Below are 16,282 nucleotides of genomic sequence, written 5' to 3' on the forward strand. Positions count from 1 at the left end.
GGGATTTCCTCCTCGACGTGTCGGCAGGCGACGCAGGACCGCCAGCCGGTCGCCGACGAGGGATCCGCCTATGGCGACGAGCTGGCGCGGCGGCGTGTATAGCCGAATACCGAGTATTGCGAAACGGTAGGCCGCAATGGTTTATGGCGGGCAGCGAGGTCCGCGAGTGCCGTGGCGACACGCATGACCGGATCGGGCACGGGCGTGGTGCCTATGGCCTGGAACAGCTCCTTCTTGAGGAAGGCGCGCCAGTGCAGGGGAATGGCGGCCATCGCCTGGCCCATGGCGGCATACGCTTCCGGTGTCCAGACCGCTTCATGCGCAGTTCGCTCCGGTCCGAAGGCGAACAGGGGGTGCGGCGGGCGCCGGGCCGTGCGCAATGCCGCGGTGGCGGCTGCATCGAGTTCACCTTCGACGATGACGACGCCGTAGTCCCGTCGCGCCGCCTCGGCCGACAGGAAGCCGCGCTGCACATCCAGCAGCACGGCGTCGGGATCACGCGTGAACGGGTCGCCACGCCCGCCGCCGCCGGGCGAGACGATGCGCAGCACGTCGCCGGGATTGAGCTTGACGGTGTCGATGTTGCCGAGTTCGCGGGCGTGGTTCGTGCCGGGATTGAGCGTGAACGTGGAAGGCATGCCGGGGCCGCCGCCCAGCAGCCCCCAGGGGCGGAAGCGGCAGCGGTCGCGGTTGCGCGCGGTGACCATGCTGCCCGGATTGGCGACCGTGAACATCAGTTCGGTGGCGAGGCCGCCGCGCGTGGCCCCTGCCCCGCCGGTGTCGGGGGCGAGGCCATAGCGGAGGATGCGCACGGGGACTTCGGTTTCGGTGATCTCGACCGGCGTGTTCTTGAGATAGGCGGCGTCGGCGCCCGAGCCGTCGGTGCCGTCGCGATGCGGCATGCCGCCGGCGCCGCCGACGATCGGGTTGATCGCGGCGATCAGGCGCCGCCCGGTGCGGTCGTCCGAGGTCATGACGTTGACGATGCTGCTCGACCCGGCGGGGGCCGCCGGCATGCGTTCGGGGGCCGCGCGGCAGAAGGCGCCGAAGACGAGGCTGCGCAGGCGGGCGCAGGTGAGGCTGCGCATGCCGACGGCGGCCGGCGGCAGCGGGTTCACCACCGAGCCCTCCGGCATGATGCAGGTGAACGGGCGGGTGAGGCCGTAGTTCAGGGTGATGCCCCGGTGCAGCGTGAACAGCACGTAGTAGACGCCGACCAGGACCAGGGAATGGCGTGGCCGGCCGCCGGTGGGAACGTTCAGCGAAGCGGCGACCTGCGGGTCGGTGCCGGTGAAGTCGAGCACCGCGGAATCACCGGATATGGACAGGCGCAGAGCGAGGCGCACCGGCTCGCCGCCGGGCAGGTCCTCGTCGCAGTAATCGACGAAGTCGTAGTCGCCGTCGGGGATCGAGGCGAGCACGGCGCGTGCCTGCGCCTCCGCATAGTCCTGGAGGTCGGCAAGGCCGTCGATGAAGCCCTGCCGGCCGAAGCGCTCGATCATGCCGCGGATGCGCCGTTCGCCGGTGGCGGTGGCCCCGAGGATGGCCTTGAGGTCGCCGAGGTTCTGCTCGGGCACGCGCACATTGGTCAGCAGCACGCGCAGCAGCTCGGGGTCGATGCTGCCTTCCTTCACCAGGCGGAGCGGCGGCAGACGGATGCCTTCCTGCTGCACGTCGGTGAGCGTGCGCGACAGCGAGGCGGGCACGGCGCCGCCGACATCGGTGTTGTGGATGTGGCCGGAGGCATAGGCAACGATCTCGCCGTCGTGGAACACCGGGCGCCAGACGTGCAGGTCGGGCGCGTGGGTGGCGAGGTAGCCCGCATACGGGTCCGAGCAGGCGCAGACGTCGCCGGGACGCACGCCCTCCACCATGGCCATCGCCTCGCCGTAATCGAGGCCGGGATACCAGGTGGCGCCAAGGTCCATCGGCGTGGCGCAGGTCTTGCCGTCCCGATCCAGGATCTGGATGGTGAAGTCCTCGGTCTCCTTCACGAAGGTCGAATGGGCCGTGCGGTACAGCGTGTAGGCCATGCCCTCGGCCGCGGCGCGGCAATGGTTGGCGATGATTTGCAGCGTGACGGGATCGGTGCGCAGCGTCATAGGGTCACCAGCAGATGGCCATGGGATTGCACGACGGCCTGCGACTGCGCGGGCAGCAACACTGTGGTGTCGTCCTGTGCCACCACGGCGGGGCCGGCGATGGTGTGGCCGGCACGCAGGTCCGCACGACGATACAGCGCGACATCGCGCCACGCGCCATCGAGGAAGATGCGGGTCGGCCGCGATGGCGGCGGGCCGTCGGCCGGCAGCAGCACCGGCGAGGCGATGCCGGGCGCCCCGGCGCGGATGGACAGACGCAGGTTCACGACCTCGACCGCGGCGGCGGGATCGGCGTGATCGAACACCGCGTGGTGGCGGGCGTGGAAAGCGGCGGCCATCGCCGCGCAGGTGACGGCGGTGAGCGGGACCTCGATCTCATAGGACTGGCCGCGATAGCGCATGTCCGCGGAGACCTGCACCACGCCGGCGACGCCGGGCTCGCCGACATCGGCGAGCCAGGCCTGTGCGTCGCGCTCCAGGGCCGCGAAACCATCCTTGAAGGCATCGACCGATTCCGGCGCCAGCGGCAGCATCACGGTGCGCAGCAGGTCGTTGCGGATCTCCGCGACGAGGCCGCCCAGCGCGCAGACCACGCCGGGCGCGCGCGGCACCAGCATCCGGCGCAGGCCGAGCTCGCGCGCCAGGGCGCATCCGACCATGGGGCCGGCGCCGCCGAAGGCGATCAGCGTCATGTCCGTGAGATCGACGGCGTTGCGCGCGAACAGCTTGGAGAATTCGAGATACATGGCCGACACCGCGACCGCGGCGATGGCCTCGGCGGTCTCCTCCTCGCTGCGGCCCAGCCGCGCCGCGACCTTGCCGACGGCGACGCGCGCGGCATCGACATCCGGACGCACCGCGCCGAAGCCGAGCGCGCCATGGCCGAGCACGCCGCGCACCGCGAAGGCATCGGTCAACGTGGCCTCGGTGCCGCCGCGTCCGTAGCAGGCCGGGCCCGGCATGCTGCCGGCGCTGTCCGGGCCGACCTTGAGCAGCCCGAAGGCGTCGACCCGCGCGATGGAGCCACCGCCGGCGCCGATCGAAGACACCGCAACCGAGGGCACGAACAGCGGGAAGCCACCCACGTTCTCGCCGGCGGCGAACTGCGCCTGGCCGTCCAGCAGCAATGCCACGTCGGCGCTGGTGCCGCCGACATCGAGCGTGGCGGCGTGGCGGATGCCCGCTTCGGCCGCAACGAACGCGGCCCCCATGACGCCGCAGGCCGTGCCCGAGAGCAGCATGCCCACGCAGTCGCGCCGGCCCTGCCGTGCCGCCATGACGCCGCCGTTGGAGCGCGTGATCAGCGGGCGGGCGACGACGCCCGCCTCGGCCAGCACGGCTTCCAGGCGTTCGAGATAGAGCGCCACGCGCGGATGCACGTAGCCGTTCAGCACCGCCGTGCTGGTGCGCTCGTATTCGCGGATGGCCGGCCAGATCTCGGTGGAGCGGAACACGAACAGATCGGGCGCGCGCGCGGCGACGATGCGAGCGACCTCGATCTCATGCGCCGGATTCCGCCACGCATGCAGCAGGCAGATCACGACGCCGGCGCAGCCGCGTGCGCGCGCGCCGGCAATGGCGGCGTCGACGCTGGCGGGATCGATCGGCTGCAGTTGCGTGCCGTCGGCCAGCAGGCGGCCGGCGACGGGAAAGACGCGGTCCTTGGGCACCAGCGGGGCCGCGCGTTCGCCGAACAGGCTGTAGGCGTCGGGCATGCGCAGGCGCGCGAGTTCCAGCACGTCGGTGAAGCCGTCCGTGGCGAACAGAGCCAGGGTGGCACCCCGGCGCTGGATGATGGTGTTCACGCCGACCGTGGTGCCGTGGGTAAAGCGCGTGACCTGCGCGAGGTCCACGTCGTGCAGCCGGGCGACATCGGCGATGGCGGCGGCGACGTCGACCCCCGGCAGGTCGGGGCGCGAAAGCACTTTCAGTGTGTGGACCGCGCCCGTGGCTTCGTCATGGGCGCAGAGATCCGTGAAGGTGCCGCCGATATCGACACCGAGCCGCCAGCCCATGCCGCCTCCCTTTCATGACGGAATGGCGCAGCGTGGCAGCCGCATCCGGGTCTGTCCAGCACGGCGCCGGTTGTTTGCCGTGCCGGTCGTTTGCCGTGACGGGCGTCGCGGCAGCGGCGATCAGGCCAGCGACATCCAGCGGATGTCCTGGGCATCGCCGATCGGGCAGAACCGCACCCCGCGCACGTTCCTGGTGAACGGGCCATACCATTTGGTGTTGTAGATGAAGAGGCCGGCCGCCTCCTCGACGAGGATGCGCGACACCTCCTCGTACATCGGCTGCCGCTGCTCGCGGTCGGTGAGCAGCAGGGCCTTGTCGGTCAGCTCATCGACCCGCGCATTGCGGTAGAAGCTGGGGTTGCCTGAGCCGATGTTGCGGCTGTTGTAGATGTAGCCGGTCCAGTTGTGCGGATCGGCGAAATAGGCGCTGCGCCACAACGGAATGAGGTCATGGGTCCGGTCGGGGTCGTTGTACTTGCCCTGGATCACCGACCACGGCTCGGAGACCAGTTTGGCCTCGACGCCGATCTTGGCAAGGCCGTTCTGCAGCAGCAGCGCGGCCTGCTCGCTCTGGCCGAATCCGGCCAGCACGCCGATGCTCAGCGGCCGCAGCGGCGCCTTGACCATCGCCAGATGCTCCTTCGCCTTGGCGAGGTCGTAGGTGTAGCCTTTCAGGTCCTTCGGCGCGCCCCACATCGTGTTGGGAATGATGCCGGGATTGCGCGCGACCGATCCGCCCAGGATCTGGTTGTTGAAGGCGTCGTAGTCGAAGGCATAGCTGAGCGCCTTGCGCATGTTCACGTCGTTCAGCGGCGCGCGCTGGTTGTGGATGATGAAATACATCGTCCGCAGCGACTCCGCTTCCTCGATGCGGATGCTGTCGCTTTCGCGCAGGCGCTTGATCTGGTCGAGCGGCAGGTAGCCGTCGGTGATGTTGAAATCGCCCTTCAGCATGCCCAGCACGCGGCTGGTGGTCTCCAGCACCACGCGGAACTCGGTCTGGTCGACATGCGGCTGGTCCCAGCCCATGAAATGCCCGTCGAACCGGTCGGCCTGGAAGCCGACTGCGGGGTCGAAGCGGCGCAGGCGGAAATTGCCGGAACCGGCCTCGTTGCGGTTCAGCCAGGCGGCACCCCAGTCGCCGGACGCCTCGTTGGCGCGCACCAGCCTGGAATTCACGATCCAGAGCTCCGAGAGCACGGACATGAACACCGCGAATGGCTGGTTCAGGGTGAAGCGCACCGTGCCGGGGTCGATCGCGGCTGTCTTGCCGGGATCGATCGCCCCCTTGAACAGGCCGTAGGCGCCCTTCTTCATGCCCAGCAGGCGTTCCATCGAGAACACCACGTCATCGGCGGTGATGGGCGTGCCGTCGTGGAAGCGTGCGCCCTTGCGCAGGGTGAACGTGTAGGTCAGCCCATCCGGCGAGATGTCGACCTTTTCGGCCAGCCACAGGACCAGCTGCGGCGGATTGTCCACCCAGCGCACCAGGCAGTCGTACATGTTCAGGCGCGAGGCGATGCGGCCGATGTCGAACACAGCGTGCGGATCGAGCGTGTCGTAAGGGCTGTTGTTGGCGGTGACGATGCGCCGGATGCCCTGGGCCCGCGCCCCATTTCGGCCCGCCATAACTGCGGCCCCCGATCCAGCAATTAGCGAACGGCGGCCGAGTGTCATGGCGAGTTCCCTTATCGTTCGGAGCGCGGATCGAAGGCGTGTTGCAATCCGTCGCCCAGGAAGTTCACGGCAATCACGGTCACGAAGATCAGCAGGCCGGGATAGACGGCCAGCGCCGGCGCGGTGGTCACCAGCTCCTGCGCATTGTTCAGCATGTTGCCCCAGCTTGGCGTGGGCGGGACGATGCCGAATCCGAGGAAACTGAGAACGGATTCGAACAGGATAACCCGCCCCACTGTCAATGTGAAAGCGACGATGATGGGGGTGGCGACGTTGGGCAGGATATGCGTCGGCATGACATAGAGCGGCCCGGCGCCGCTGGCGCGCGCCGCGCGCACGAAGTCGCGTTCCTTGATCGACAGCGTCGCGGCGCGCACCAGGCGGGCGATCGCCGTCCAGTCCACGATCGCGATGATGATCACGATGCGCCAGAACCCGGCGGCGCCGGACCGCGCGAACTCGCTGGAGAAGCCGAGCTTGGTGAGGTCGACCGCGCCCAGCACGATCAGCAGCGGCAGCAGCGGCAGCGCGATCATGCCGTCGGTAAAGCGCATCAGCAGCGCGTCGACGCGCCCGCCGAAATAGCCGGCGAAGACGCCGACGACCAGGCCGAAGATGCCGCCCACGGCCGTCGCCAGCAGGCCGACCAGCAGCGACATCTGGCCGCCGACCATCAGGCGGATCAGCTCGTCGCGCCCGGCCTCGTCGGTGCCCAGCCAATGCTCGGCCGAGGGCGGATCAAACCGCGCCAGCAGGTCGGTCGCGTCCGGGTCCATGCCCAGGACGTGCTGCATGGGAATCGCGGCCAGACAGAACAGCGCCAGCAGCAGCAGCACGACCAGGCTGGCCATGCCGGCGCGGTGGCGACGGAAGCGGCGCCAGCGCAGGCGCCAGGGGCCGATCGCGGCCTCGGTGCGGGGAACGGCGGTGGCGGTGGTGGCGCTCATGTCGGTGCGCTCACGTCAGGGCGATCCGTGGATCGAGCCAGCCATACGCAAGATCGGCGACGAGGTTGCTGAGCAGCGTCACCACGGTGGCGAACAGCAGCCCGGTCAAGGCGAGGTTGAAGTCGTTGCCGAGGATTGCGTCGTAGATCATCTTGCCCATCCCCGGCTGGGCGAACATCGTCTCGGTCAGCAGCGCGCCGTTGAACAGCACGCCGAAGCTGAGCGCCATGATGGTGACGACCGGGATCAGCGCGTTGCGGAAGGCATGGACCAGCACCACGCGCCACTCGGCGGCCCCCTTGGCGCGCGCAGTGCGCACATGGTCCATGCGCAGCACCTCGATCATGCTGGCGCGCACGTATCGGGTGAAGCCGCCGGTGCTGGCCAGGGCCAGCGTGATCACCGGCATGACCAGATGCAGCGCCTGGTCGCGAAAGCCGCCGTCGCCGACGGTCGCAATGCCGCTGGCGGGAAACCAGTGCAGTTTCACGGCGAAGACCAGGATCATCATCAGCGCCAGCCAGAACACCGGCACGGAGATGCCGGCAAACGCGAACAGGCTGATCACGCCGTCGAGGATGCCGCCCGGCTTCAGCGCCGCCAGGATGCCGAGGATGAACGCCAGGATGACGCTGGCAATGAAGCTGATGATCATCAGCTTGCAGGTCTGAATAAGCGCCGGCACCAGCACGCTCAGCACCGGCAGCGAGTGGGTGCGCGAATAGCCGAACTGCCCGACCAGCGCATCCTGCAGCCAGCGCAGGTAGCGCAGCATCAACGGCTGATCCAGGCCATAGAGCTTGCGCAGATGCTCCACCACCTCGGGCGTGGCGCCCGGGTTGCTGGCCAGCATGATGTCGAGCGGGTCGCCGGGCATCAGGCCGATCAGGCTGTAGATGACGAACGACATCACCAGCAGCACGAGCAGCGCCTGGAGGATGCGACGCAGGATGTAGCGCGTCATCGGCTACTCCTTGAAATGGCAGGCGGACATGTGCGCGGCACGTCCGGGCGCGGGTTCGAGGATCGGCGCCGTGGTGCGGCAGACATCCTGCGCTTTCGGGCAGCGCGGATGGAACACGCAGCCGGGCGGCGGGTTCAACGGGCTGGGCATCTCGCCCTTGATGGTCTGGCCGCGTGCCCGCTTGCGGCCGATGCGCGGCACCGCATGCAGCAGCGCCTGGGTGTAGGGGTGCGAGGGGCGGTCGAACAGCAGCTGGCGCGGGGCCAGTTCCACGAGGCGGCCGAGATACAGCACGGCCACGCGGTCCACCAGATGGTTCACCACAGCCAGGTCGTGGCTGATGAACAGGTAGGACAGCCCCAGCCGCTCCTGCAACTCCTTCATCAGGTTCAGCACCTGGCTCTGGATCGACACGTCCAGCGCCGAAAGCGGCTCGTCGGCCACGATCAGGGCGGGATCGGGCGCCAGCGCGCGGGCGATGGCGATGCGCTGGCGTTGGCCGCCGGAGAACTCGTGCGGATAGCGGTTCAGCGCGTCCACCGGCAGGCCGACCTGCTCGACCAGCGCCGCGGTGCGGGCACGCCGCTCGGCTGGCGTGCCGATGCCCTGGATGCGCAGCGGCTCGGCGATGATGGCCGAGACGGGCATGCGTGGGTCCAGCGCGCCGAACGGATCCTGGAACACGATCTGGATGGAGCGCCGCGCCTGCGGCCAGGTCGCGCGGTCGAGCGTGCGGCCGCGGAAGCGCAGTGTGCCTGCGGTCGGCGGCTGCAGGCCGGCGACGACGTTCCCCAGCGTGCTCTTGCCGCTGCCGCTTTCGCCGACCAGTGCCAGGGTTTCGCCTTCGCCGATGGCGAAACTGACATTCTCGACGGCGCGCAGGATGCGCGGCTTGCCGCCGAGGAAGCCGCCGCCGCCGAGGTGGAAATGCACGCTGATGCCATCGAGGGCGACGAGCTCGTTCATGCGGCGGCCTTGAAGCAGGCGGCGAAGTGGCCGGGGGCGATCTCCTCCGCCGGCGGTTCGGCGGCACGGCAGCCGGCGTCGGCCAGGGCGCAGCGATCGGCGAAACGGCAGCCGCGGGCGCCGGCATCCAGGTCGGGCACCCCGCCGGGAATGACCGGCAGGCGCGCCACGCGTTGCTCGGGGTCCGGCAGAGTAGCGATCAGGCCCTGGGTATAGGGATGGCGCGGATTGGCGAACAGCGCGTCGGCGGGCGCCCGCTCGACGATGCGCCCGGCATACATGACGATGATCTCGTGCGCGATCTCCGAGACCACCGCGAGGTTGTGGCTGATGAACTGGATGGCCATGCCGATCCGGTCCTGCAGCTCGAGCATGAGGTCAAGGATCTGCGCCTGGATGGTCACGTCCAGCGCCGTGGTCGGCTCGTCGGCAACCAGCAGGGCGGGTTCGCAGGCCAGCGCCATGGCGATCATGGCGCGCTGGCGCATGCCGCCGGAAAGCTGGTGCGGATAGGCGCGGGCGCGCTCGCGCGGCGAGTTGATGCCCACCGCCTCCAGCATCGCCACCGCATTCTCCCCGGCTTCCTTCCAGCCGAGATGCTTGTGCAGCACCTGCACTTCCGCGATCTGGGCACCCACCGGCATGACCGGGTTGAGGGCGGTCATCGGTTCCTGGAAGACCATGGCGATGCGGTTGCCGCGCAATGCGCGCCATTCGGCCGCGGACTGGCCGATCAGTTCGCGCCCGTCGAAGCGGATGGAGCCCTCGGCCCGGCCGGGCGGCGGCACCAGGCCCATCAGCGCCAGCGCGGTCATGGACTTGCCGCAGCCGCTCTCGCCGACCACGCCCAGCGTTCGGCCCGGCGACAGCGCGTAGTCGATGCCGGCGACGACGTGGCGCAACCCGCCGGCGCGCGGGAAACCCACCCGCAGGCCGCGAACCTCGAGAAGCGGCGCGCTCATTCCGACCGCCAGAACTCGGACCACAGGCTGCTGTCGTCGGAATGCCCGGTGGGGGTTACGCCCTTCAGCCATTTCGGCAGCACATATGCGTCGGCACGGAAGAACAGGGGCAGCACGGGCAGGTCGTCGGCGTAGATGCGCTGGATGTCCGCCCAGGCAACCTTCTGAGCCGCCGGGTCGAGGTTGGTTTCGGCTGTCAGGATTGCTGCGTCCATGGTGGGGTTTCGATAATCCATGTAGTTGGTGCCGCCATAGTTGTTGGCTGCCGTCGGGATCTGATCGGTTGCGAGAGTCTGGCGCGGCGGATAGCTGATGCCGAAGCTCCAGGCATACATGGCGAGGCCAGTGAACACACGCTGCTTGAGCGTCTCGCCGAAGAAGGTGCGCGCCGGCTCGTTCCTGATGGTCACCTCGATGCAGGCGTTCTTCCACTGGTTCTGCAGCACCTGCTGCTGCAGTTCGCGCAAGCGATTGCCGGCGGTGGTGCCGAACGACAGCGACAGCCGCGCGCCGGCGGCATTGCGGCAGACGCCGTCGGGGCCCGGCGTCCAGCCGGCCTCGGCCAGCAATGCGCGGGCCCGCGCGGGATCGTAGGGATAGGACGTGACGCCGTCGGCATGCATGGGATCGAGCGGACTGACGAAGCTGTCGGCGACCGGCTGCATGCCTTCAAACAGCCGCTCCACCAGGGTGTTGCGGTCCAGCGCAAGCAGCAAGGCGCGGCGCACGCGAATGTCCTGCAGGATCGGATTGTCCAGGTTGAGGTCGATATGCTCGTAGGTCAGCGCCGGACGGAAGATATACGTGAACCGGTCCGGCTGCTGCTTGCGCAGTTGCAGCACCTGGTCGATCGTCAGCGAGGGCGCATCGCCGGGCGCCATGTCCACGTCGCCCGCCAGAAGGTTCGCCTGCAGCGCGGCGGTGTTCCCGATCGCTTTCAGGACGATCCGCCGGATGCCCGGCTTCGTGCCCTTCCAGTACGGGTTCGGCTCAAGGACGACGAGCTGGCCGGGCTGGTAGTCCGTGACCAGATAGGGGCCGTTATAGAGGCCCGGCGTGGTCGGGGCGCGGTTATAGGTGGTCTGGTTCCTGTAGTCGCCGGTGCCCGCCACCCGGGCAAAGACCGGACCCTCGAGATGCTCGGGCAGGATGGCCGGCAGGCGGTCGTACAGGGTGCTGATCTCGTCCAGGTGGAGCACCGCGGTGTGGTCGTCGATGACGTCCACGCTGGCGACGCGCCCCCACACGCGGGTGTTGGCGAAGCCGGAGGTCGGGTCGCGGCCGACTCTTGCGGTGAAGGCAAGATCGGCGGCCGTGACGGGGCGGCCATCACCCCACAGGATGTCATCGCGCAGCTTGACGGTGACGGCCATGCCCTTGCCGCCGCCGGCGCGATCCTCGATCCGCACCAGGCCGTTCTGCAGCGTCGGCAGCGCGGTGCAGAGCATGCAGGTGTTGATACCGTCCTTGTCGAACGCGGCGATCGGACGCAGCGCGAAGGACAGCGTGTAGCTCTTGATGACCTCGGGGTCGATGTTCGGATGCATGCTGGAGGGGAACTGCGACACGCCGATCGTCAGAACGTCCTTCGCATACGCAGCAGCGCCACCAACCAGAAGCGCCACGACGCATAGACACAGCCGCAGTGTCACGACACCGCCACCCCCACTGCCTTCCGGCCGATTTATGCAAGCCCTGCGCCATGCGTGAAAGCAAAAACTGGCTGCAAAGACAAAACCGGCGGGAACGGCCATGTGCCGTCCCCGCCAGTGGGTTCGTGCCAGCCGGTTCAGGCCGGAACGCTCAGGCCGATCCGTTCAGCCCGGGTGCCAGTTCTCGGACCAAAGGATGCTGGCGTCGCTATGGCCGGTCGGCGTGTAGCCCTTCAGCCATTTCGGCACCACATGCGGCTCGGCACGGAAGAACAGCGGCAGCACCCGAACCTGCTCGGCGTAGATCCGCTGCATGTTCGTCCAGATCTGCTTCTGCTTGACCGGATCCAGCTCGGTTTCCGCCTTGGCGATGTCGGCGTCCAGCTGCGGGTCACTCATGGCGATGGCGTTGGAGCCGCCCCAGTTGTTCGCCGCCGTGGGGATGTTGTCGGTGCCCAGCGTGCGGCGCGGGGATTCGCCGACGCCGCTGGACCAGCCATACATGATCATCCCCGTGTACTGGCGCTTCTTCAGCGTCTCGCCGAACAGGGTGCGGGCCGGCTCGTTGCGGATCGTGACGTCGATGCAGGCGGCCTTCCACTGGTTCTGGAGCACCTGCTCTGTCAGCTCGCGCAGGCGATTGCCGGCGGTGGTGTTGATCTCCAGCGACAGCCGCTCGCCCTTGCCGTTGCGGCAGATGCCGTCGCTGCCGGGCTTCCAGCCGGCCTCGGCCAGCAGCGCCTTGGCGCGCGCCAGATCATACGGATAGGTCGGGACATCCTTCGCGTAGTTGGGATCGAGCGGATTCACCCAGGTGTCCGCCACCGGCTGCATGCCCTCGAACAGCCGCTGCACGATGGTCTTGCGGTCCATGGCGTACAGCAGCGCGCGCCGCACGCGCACATCCGCGAGGATCGGGTTCTCGATCTTCAGGTCGATATGCTCGTACGTCAGGCTCGGCTTGAAGATGTACTCGAACTTGTCCGGGTTCTGCTTGCGCAGCGCGATCACCTGATCGATGGTCAGGCCGACGCCTTCGCCGGGGACCATGTCCACGTCGCCCGACAGCAGGTTGGCCTGCAGGGCGGCAGTGTTCTCGATCAGCTTCAGAACGATACGCTTGAAGCCGGGCTTGGTCCCGGACCAATAGGGGTTCGGCTCCAGCACGATCTGCACGCCGGACTGGTAGTCCGCGACGCGGTACGGTCCGTCATAAAGGCCGGGCGTGGTGGGCGCACGGTTATAGGCGGTCTGCTTGACGTATTCGTCGGCATTGCCGGCCTTCGCATAGATCGGGCTTTCGACATGCTCGGGCAGGATCTGGTCCCACTGGTTGTAGTCGACCCGCACCTTGTCGAGATGCAGCACCACGGTGCGCTCGTCGACGATGTCGAGCGACGTGGCGCGGCCCCAGGAGTGGCTGTTGCTGAAGCCCGAGGCCGGATCGCGGCCGAGCTTCCAGGTGAACGCCACGTCCTTCGAGGTCACCGGCGTGCCGTCGCCCCATTTCAGGTCGGGCTTCAGCGTGATGGTGACCGCCATGCCCTTGCTGCCATCCGGCCGGTCCTCGAACTTCGCCAGCCCGTTCTCCAGCGTGGGCAACTCGGTGCAGAGCAGGCAGGAGTTCTTCCAGTCCTTGTCGAACGCGGTGATCGGGCGCAGGACGAAGCCCAGCACATAGGCCTTGATCACCAAGGCATCGATGTTCGGATGCAAACTTGAGGGAAACTGCGCGATCCCGATCACGAGATCGTCCTTCGCCTGTGCCGGCGAATTCAGCAGCGGCAGCGCCATCATCACGATGGCGGCAAGCGCGGCGCGGAGTTTCATGTGTCCAGACCCTGGCGAGATTGTGTGGAAGATGTCGGCGTGGCGATGAAAGAAGACAATGCTGCCTTCTGTCAACGACGGCAGTCAGTAACTGTCAAGACTGCAAAGCAGCTTGCTCCGCCGCGCCGACTGTCGCAGGGCAGCCTGCCGCAACCGATGGGGTGCCGCAAAACCAGGAACGGCGGTTCGTCGTGGCCCGCCCGTTCGCTGGCGGCGGTTTCTGCTCGACCCGAATGGCCGCCATGCGGCCCATCCACGCCCCGACATGGCAACGGCCTTCCCGGCCGTGTGCGTCGCCGGCGGGCCGCGTTTCGCCAATCGTCAAGAATTGTTGCGGCGGTTATCGCAAGGCGCGCTTACAGTTCGTAGCAATTTTCCTGCACCTGCTCCGCCGGATGTTTTGTGCTGGCCGAGCGTGGGTGTGCAGGGCTGCCCATCAGGAGGCATCCAGCCCGGTCACATTCTCCGGCTGGGCCGGCACCTCGCCGCGCTCGACTCGCTTGACCATTGCGGTCAGGGCCGCGTGCGCGCCGGCGGGGCGGCCGATCTCCGTCCCCTTGGCGGCGATGAAGCCGTTCATGAAGTCGATCTCGGTGCGCCGCCCCTTCAGCATGTCCTGGCCCATCGACGGGCGCTGCAGCTCGCTGCGGACGCCGCTGTTGGTGCCGGCCAGCATGATCGCCTCGACCTCTTCCAGCGCCTTGGCATCGCCCTCGGATGCACGGGCCAGGCGTTCCGGGTCCAGCTTGCCGATGTGTTCGAGTTCGTAGCCCAGCGCCTGACCGATGCGCACCGCCTCGCCGCCCAGGCGGATGCAGAAGCGGCGGATAGCGTCGTCGCGGTCGACCGCGTTGCCGGGCAGGCCGGTCGCGGCGGAAACCCCGTTGCGCATGCCGTTCAGGCACAGCTTCGACCAGCGCTCACCCCACAGATTGGTCGTGACCTTCACGCTGTCGATCGGCGCGATCATGGCGGCCAATTCCTCGGCGCGCCGGGTCACGCGGCCGTGCACCTCGCCCACGCGGAAGACCGTGTGCGACGCCCCGCCCTTCGGGACCGTGCGGCGGATATGGCCGGGCTCGTACAGGTCGACGGAAATCGCCGCGGCGATGCAGCCGACCACCCGGCCCCAACCGACGATGCCGGCGATGCGCTCCTCGTTGATACAATTCTGCAAGGACACCACGTAGCCGCCGGGCGACAGATATTGCCGCACCATCATGGTCGCCCACTCGGTGTCGTAGGATTTCACGGAGACGATGGCGATATCGATGGGCCGCTGCCGGGCAATGGATTGCAACTCGGTCAGGTGCATCGTGGGCACCCGCACGGTGCAGCGCTCCTCCGCGGTCAGGCCGTACAGGTTCAGGCCGTTGGCCCGGATCGCCTCGACATGCTCGGGCCACGGATCGACCAGCGTGACATCGAGGCCCAGCCGGGCGAGATGCCCGCCGACATAGCCGCCGACCGCGCCGGCGCCGATCACCGCGATGCGTGAATCCATGAACCCGTCTCCCCCTCGACCTTGTTATCGGTCACAGTAGACCGGCAATTCCACAGGGAGAACAACACACCATGAGCTTCACCGACCGGCGGCAGCGCTTCCGCGCCATCCTGGCAGGCACAAGGTGCGTGCATCCCGGTTCGGTGTTCGATCCGATCTCGGCCCGGATCGCCGAGGACCTGGGCTTCGAGGTCGGCATGTTCGCCGGCTCGATCGCCTCGTTCACGGTGCTGGGGGCGCCCGATATCGTGGTGCTGACGCTGACCGAGTTCGCCGACCAGATCCGCCGCATCACCCGCGCCGGCGCCCTGCCCCTGCTGGTCGATGCCGACCATGGCTACGGCAACGCGCTGAACGTGATGCGCACGGTGCAGGAGCTGGAAGCCGCGGGCGTTGCCGCCATGACCATCGAGGACACGCTGCTGCCGCGCGCCTATGGCGACGGGCGCACGCAGCTTCTGTCGATCGAGGAAGGGCTCGGCAAAGTCCGCGCCGCACTGGCCGCGCGCACCGATCCGGCGCTGACCATCGTCGCGCGCACCAGTGCCGTGGCTGTCACCGGGCTGGACGATGCGGTCGAGCGCGCGCGCGCCTACACCAGGGCGGGTGCGGACGCGCTGTTCTTCACCGGCATCGGCACGCCGGAGCAGTTGCGGGCGATCCGGGCGGAAACCCCTCTGCCGATCATCCTCGGCGGCACCGACGGCGACCTCGGCGGGCGCGACGGCATGGGCGCGCTGGGCGTGCGCGTGGCGCTGCAGGGCCATCAGCCGTTCATGGCCGCGGTGAAGGCGGTGCACGACACGCTGAAAGCGCTGCGCGAGGGCACGGCGCCGAAGGATCTCGCCGGCCAGCCTTCGGGCGAGCTGATGAAGCACGTGACCCGTGACGCCAGCTACGCCGAGGCAATCCGCAGCTTCATGGGCGGCAAGTAAGCCGCGCCGGCCGCTGCCAGTACGGCTGCCAGCCGCCCCAGCGCCTGGCCGGCGGGCCGCTGGTGGCGCGGCGCCCGGGGCACAGGCGTGGCGGCCGGCGCGGCCGACCCGGATACCTCGTCGATCGCCTTGCGCACGCGCCCGCGCGCCCGGTGCAGCAGCACGCGCTGGTTCTCGGCACTGATCTGCAGCAGCGCGCAGGCCTCTTCGGCGCTGTGCCCTTCGATGTCCCGCAGGATGATCACGGCCCGTTGCCCGGCCGGCAGGTGCTCGATCACGTCGCGGACATGCCGCCATAGCTCGCGGCCGCCCACCACGCGCTCGGGGTCCAGCTCATCCCATAGCCTCGGCGCCTCGCGCCAATGCCCGTCGACCACGAAATGCGTATGGTCGACGGCGCGTTCCTCGCCATGGAAGCCCTCCAGGACCGTGGGCAGGGACACCAGGCGCCGCTCGCGCGTCGCCCGGGTGCGGGCGCGGTTCAACACGATCGTGAACACCCAGCTGGCCAGGCTCGATCGCCCCTCGAACCGGGCGATTCCGGAGAAGACCGCCAGCCAGGCGTCCTGCACCACCTCCTCAGCCTGCGCCCTGCTGCCGATGATGGCGCTGGCGACGCCCACCAGGGAGCCATGGAACCGCCGGATCAGCCGCCGGTAGGCGTGCTCGTCGCCGCTGCGCAGCAGCGCCAGGAACTCCGGCTTGTCGAACTCGGCATGGCTCATGGC

At 68.5% G+C, this 16,282-nt stretch carries 12 protein-coding genes; 1 reads left to right on the forward strand and 11 read right to left on the reverse strand.

What is annotated here, in order from left to right:
* Positions 1 to 68 precede the first annotated feature (68 nt).
* From OL599_RS13630 to OL599_RS13675, 10 genes are all read right to left on the reverse strand, one after another.
* Positions 69 to 2,102: a hydantoinase B/oxoprolinase family protein gene (locus tag OL599_RS13630; protein WP_264714339.1), complete on the reverse strand. Its 2,034-nt coding sequence runs from the start codon at positions 2,100 to 2,102 to the stop codon at positions 69 to 71.
* Complete coding sequence (locus OL599_RS13635) at positions 2,099 to 4,117, reverse strand: hydantoinase/oxoprolinase family protein (RefSeq protein ID WP_264714340.1); 2,019 nt, start codon at positions 4,115 to 4,117, stop codon at positions 2,099 to 2,101. The genes OL599_RS13630 and OL599_RS13635 overlap by 4 nt, the downstream gene beginning before the upstream one ends.
* Before the next feature lie 120 nt (positions 4,118 to 4,237).
* The gene (locus OL599_RS13640; RefSeq protein WP_264714341.1) at positions 4,238 to 5,746 is read right to left on the reverse strand and encodes an ABC transporter substrate-binding protein; all 1,509 of its coding nucleotides are present in this window, start codon (positions 5,744 to 5,746) and stop codon (positions 4,238 to 4,240) included.
* A 59-nt stretch (positions 5,747 to 5,805) separates the two neighbouring features.
* On the reverse strand, positions 5,806 to 6,741 hold the full coding sequence (locus OL599_RS13645) for an ABC transporter permease (RefSeq protein WP_264714342.1): 936 nt from the start codon (positions 6,739 to 6,741) through the stop codon (positions 5,806 to 5,808).
* A 10-nt stretch (positions 6,742 to 6,751) separates the two neighbouring features.
* Positions 6,752 to 7,705: an ABC transporter permease gene (locus tag OL599_RS13650; RefSeq protein ID WP_264714343.1), complete on the reverse strand. Its 954-nt coding sequence runs from the start codon at positions 7,703 to 7,705 to the stop codon at positions 6,752 to 6,754.
* Positions 7,706 to 7,708: 3 nt separating this feature from the next.
* Positions 7,709 to 8,671, reverse strand: coding sequence for an ABC transporter ATP-binding protein (locus OL599_RS13655; RefSeq protein ID WP_264714344.1), 963 nt, complete (start codon positions 8,669 to 8,671; stop codon positions 7,709 to 7,711).
* Positions 8,668 to 9,633 (reverse strand): ABC transporter ATP-binding protein, encoded by a 966-nt coding sequence (locus OL599_RS13660; protein ID WP_264714345.1) that lies wholly within the window; start codon positions 9,631 to 9,633, stop codon positions 8,668 to 8,670. Before OL599_RS13660 ends, OL599_RS13655 begins: the two co-directional genes overlap by 4 nt.
* The gene (locus OL599_RS13665) at positions 9,630 to 11,258 is read right to left on the reverse strand and encodes a peptide ABC transporter substrate-binding protein (RefSeq protein ID WP_264714346.1); all 1,629 of its coding nucleotides are present in this window, start codon (positions 11,256 to 11,258) and stop codon (positions 9,630 to 9,632) included. Before OL599_RS13665 ends, OL599_RS13660 begins: the two co-directional genes overlap by 4 nt.
* A 192-nt stretch (positions 11,259 to 11,450) precedes the next feature.
* Entirely contained in the window at positions 11,451 to 13,115 is a 1,665-nt protein-coding gene (locus OL599_RS13670; protein WP_264714347.1) for a peptide ABC transporter substrate-binding protein, read from the reverse strand.
* 436 nt (positions 13,116 to 13,551) lie between these two features.
* Positions 13,552 to 14,619, reverse strand: a complete 1,068-nt coding sequence (locus tag OL599_RS13675) for a ketopantoate reductase family protein (RefSeq protein WP_264714348.1) — start codon at positions 14,617 to 14,619, stop codon at positions 13,552 to 13,554.
* A gap of 71 nt (positions 14,620 to 14,690) precedes the next feature.
* Here OL599_RS13675 and OL599_RS13680 point away from each other — a divergent pair, with 71 nt between their 5' ends.
* Positions 14,691 to 15,554 (forward strand): isocitrate lyase/PEP mutase family protein, encoded by an 864-nt coding sequence (locus tag OL599_RS13680; protein WP_264714349.1) that lies wholly within the window; start codon positions 14,691 to 14,693, stop codon positions 15,552 to 15,554.
* On the opposite strand, the gene OL599_RS13685 is transcribed toward OL599_RS13680, so the two are convergent.
* A complete protein-coding gene (locus tag OL599_RS13685; RefSeq protein ID WP_264714350.1) occupies positions 15,515 to 16,279 on the reverse strand; it encodes an RNA polymerase sigma factor in 765 nt (254 codons plus the stop codon). The two genes, OL599_RS13680 and OL599_RS13685, sit on opposite strands and share 40 nt — an antisense overlap.
* Positions 16,280 to 16,282: the final 3 nt, after the last annotated feature.

Source organism: Limobrevibacterium gyesilva, assembly GCF_025989185.1.
Taxonomy (GTDB): Bacteria; Pseudomonadota; Alphaproteobacteria; order Acetobacterales; family Acetobacteraceae; genus Limobrevibacterium; species Limobrevibacterium gyesilva.

Bases quoted from the DNA above. Each gene is read 5' to 3' on its own strand.
- OL599_RS13680 (WP_264714349.1), top strand. From the start codon at position 14,691: ATGAGCTTCACCGACCGGCGGCAGCGCTTCCGCGCCATCCTGGCAGGC.
- OL599_RS13630 (WP_264714339.1), bottom strand. From the start codon at position 2,102: ATGACGCTGCGCACCGATCCCGTCACGCTGCAAATCATCGCCAACCAT.
- OL599_RS13655 (WP_264714344.1), bottom strand. From the start codon at position 8,671: ATGAACGAGCTCGTCGCCCTCGATGGCATCAGCGTGCATTTCCACCTC.
- OL599_RS13660 (WP_264714345.1), bottom strand. From the start codon at position 9,633: ATGAGCGCGCCGCTTCTCGAGGTTCGCGGCCTGCGGGTGGGTTTCCCG.
- OL599_RS13645 (WP_264714342.1), bottom strand. From the start codon at position 6,741: ATGAGCGCCACCACCGCCACCGCCGTTCCCCGCACCGAGGCCGCGATC.
- OL599_RS13675 (WP_264714348.1), bottom strand. From the start codon at position 14,619: ATGGATTCACGCATCGCGGTGATCGGCGCCGGCGCGGTCGGCGGCTAT.
- OL599_RS13670 (WP_264714347.1), bottom strand. From the start codon at position 13,115: ATGAAACTCCGCGCCGCGCTTGCCGCCATCGTGATGATGGCGCTGCCG.
- OL599_RS13635 (WP_264714340.1), bottom strand. From the start codon at position 4,117: ATGGGCTGGCGGCTCGGTGTCGATATCGGCGGCACCTTCACGGATCTC.
- OL599_RS13640 (WP_264714341.1), bottom strand. From the start codon at position 5,746: ATGGCGGGCCGAAATGGGGCGCGGGCCCAGGGCATCCGGCGCATCGTC.
- OL599_RS13650 (WP_264714343.1), bottom strand. From the start codon at position 7,705: ATGACGCGCTACATCCTGCGTCGCATCCTCCAGGCGCTGCTCGTGCTG.
- OL599_RS13685 (WP_264714350.1), bottom strand. From the start codon at position 16,279: ATGAGCCATGCCGAGTTCGACAAGCCGGAGTTCCTGGCGCTGCTGCGC.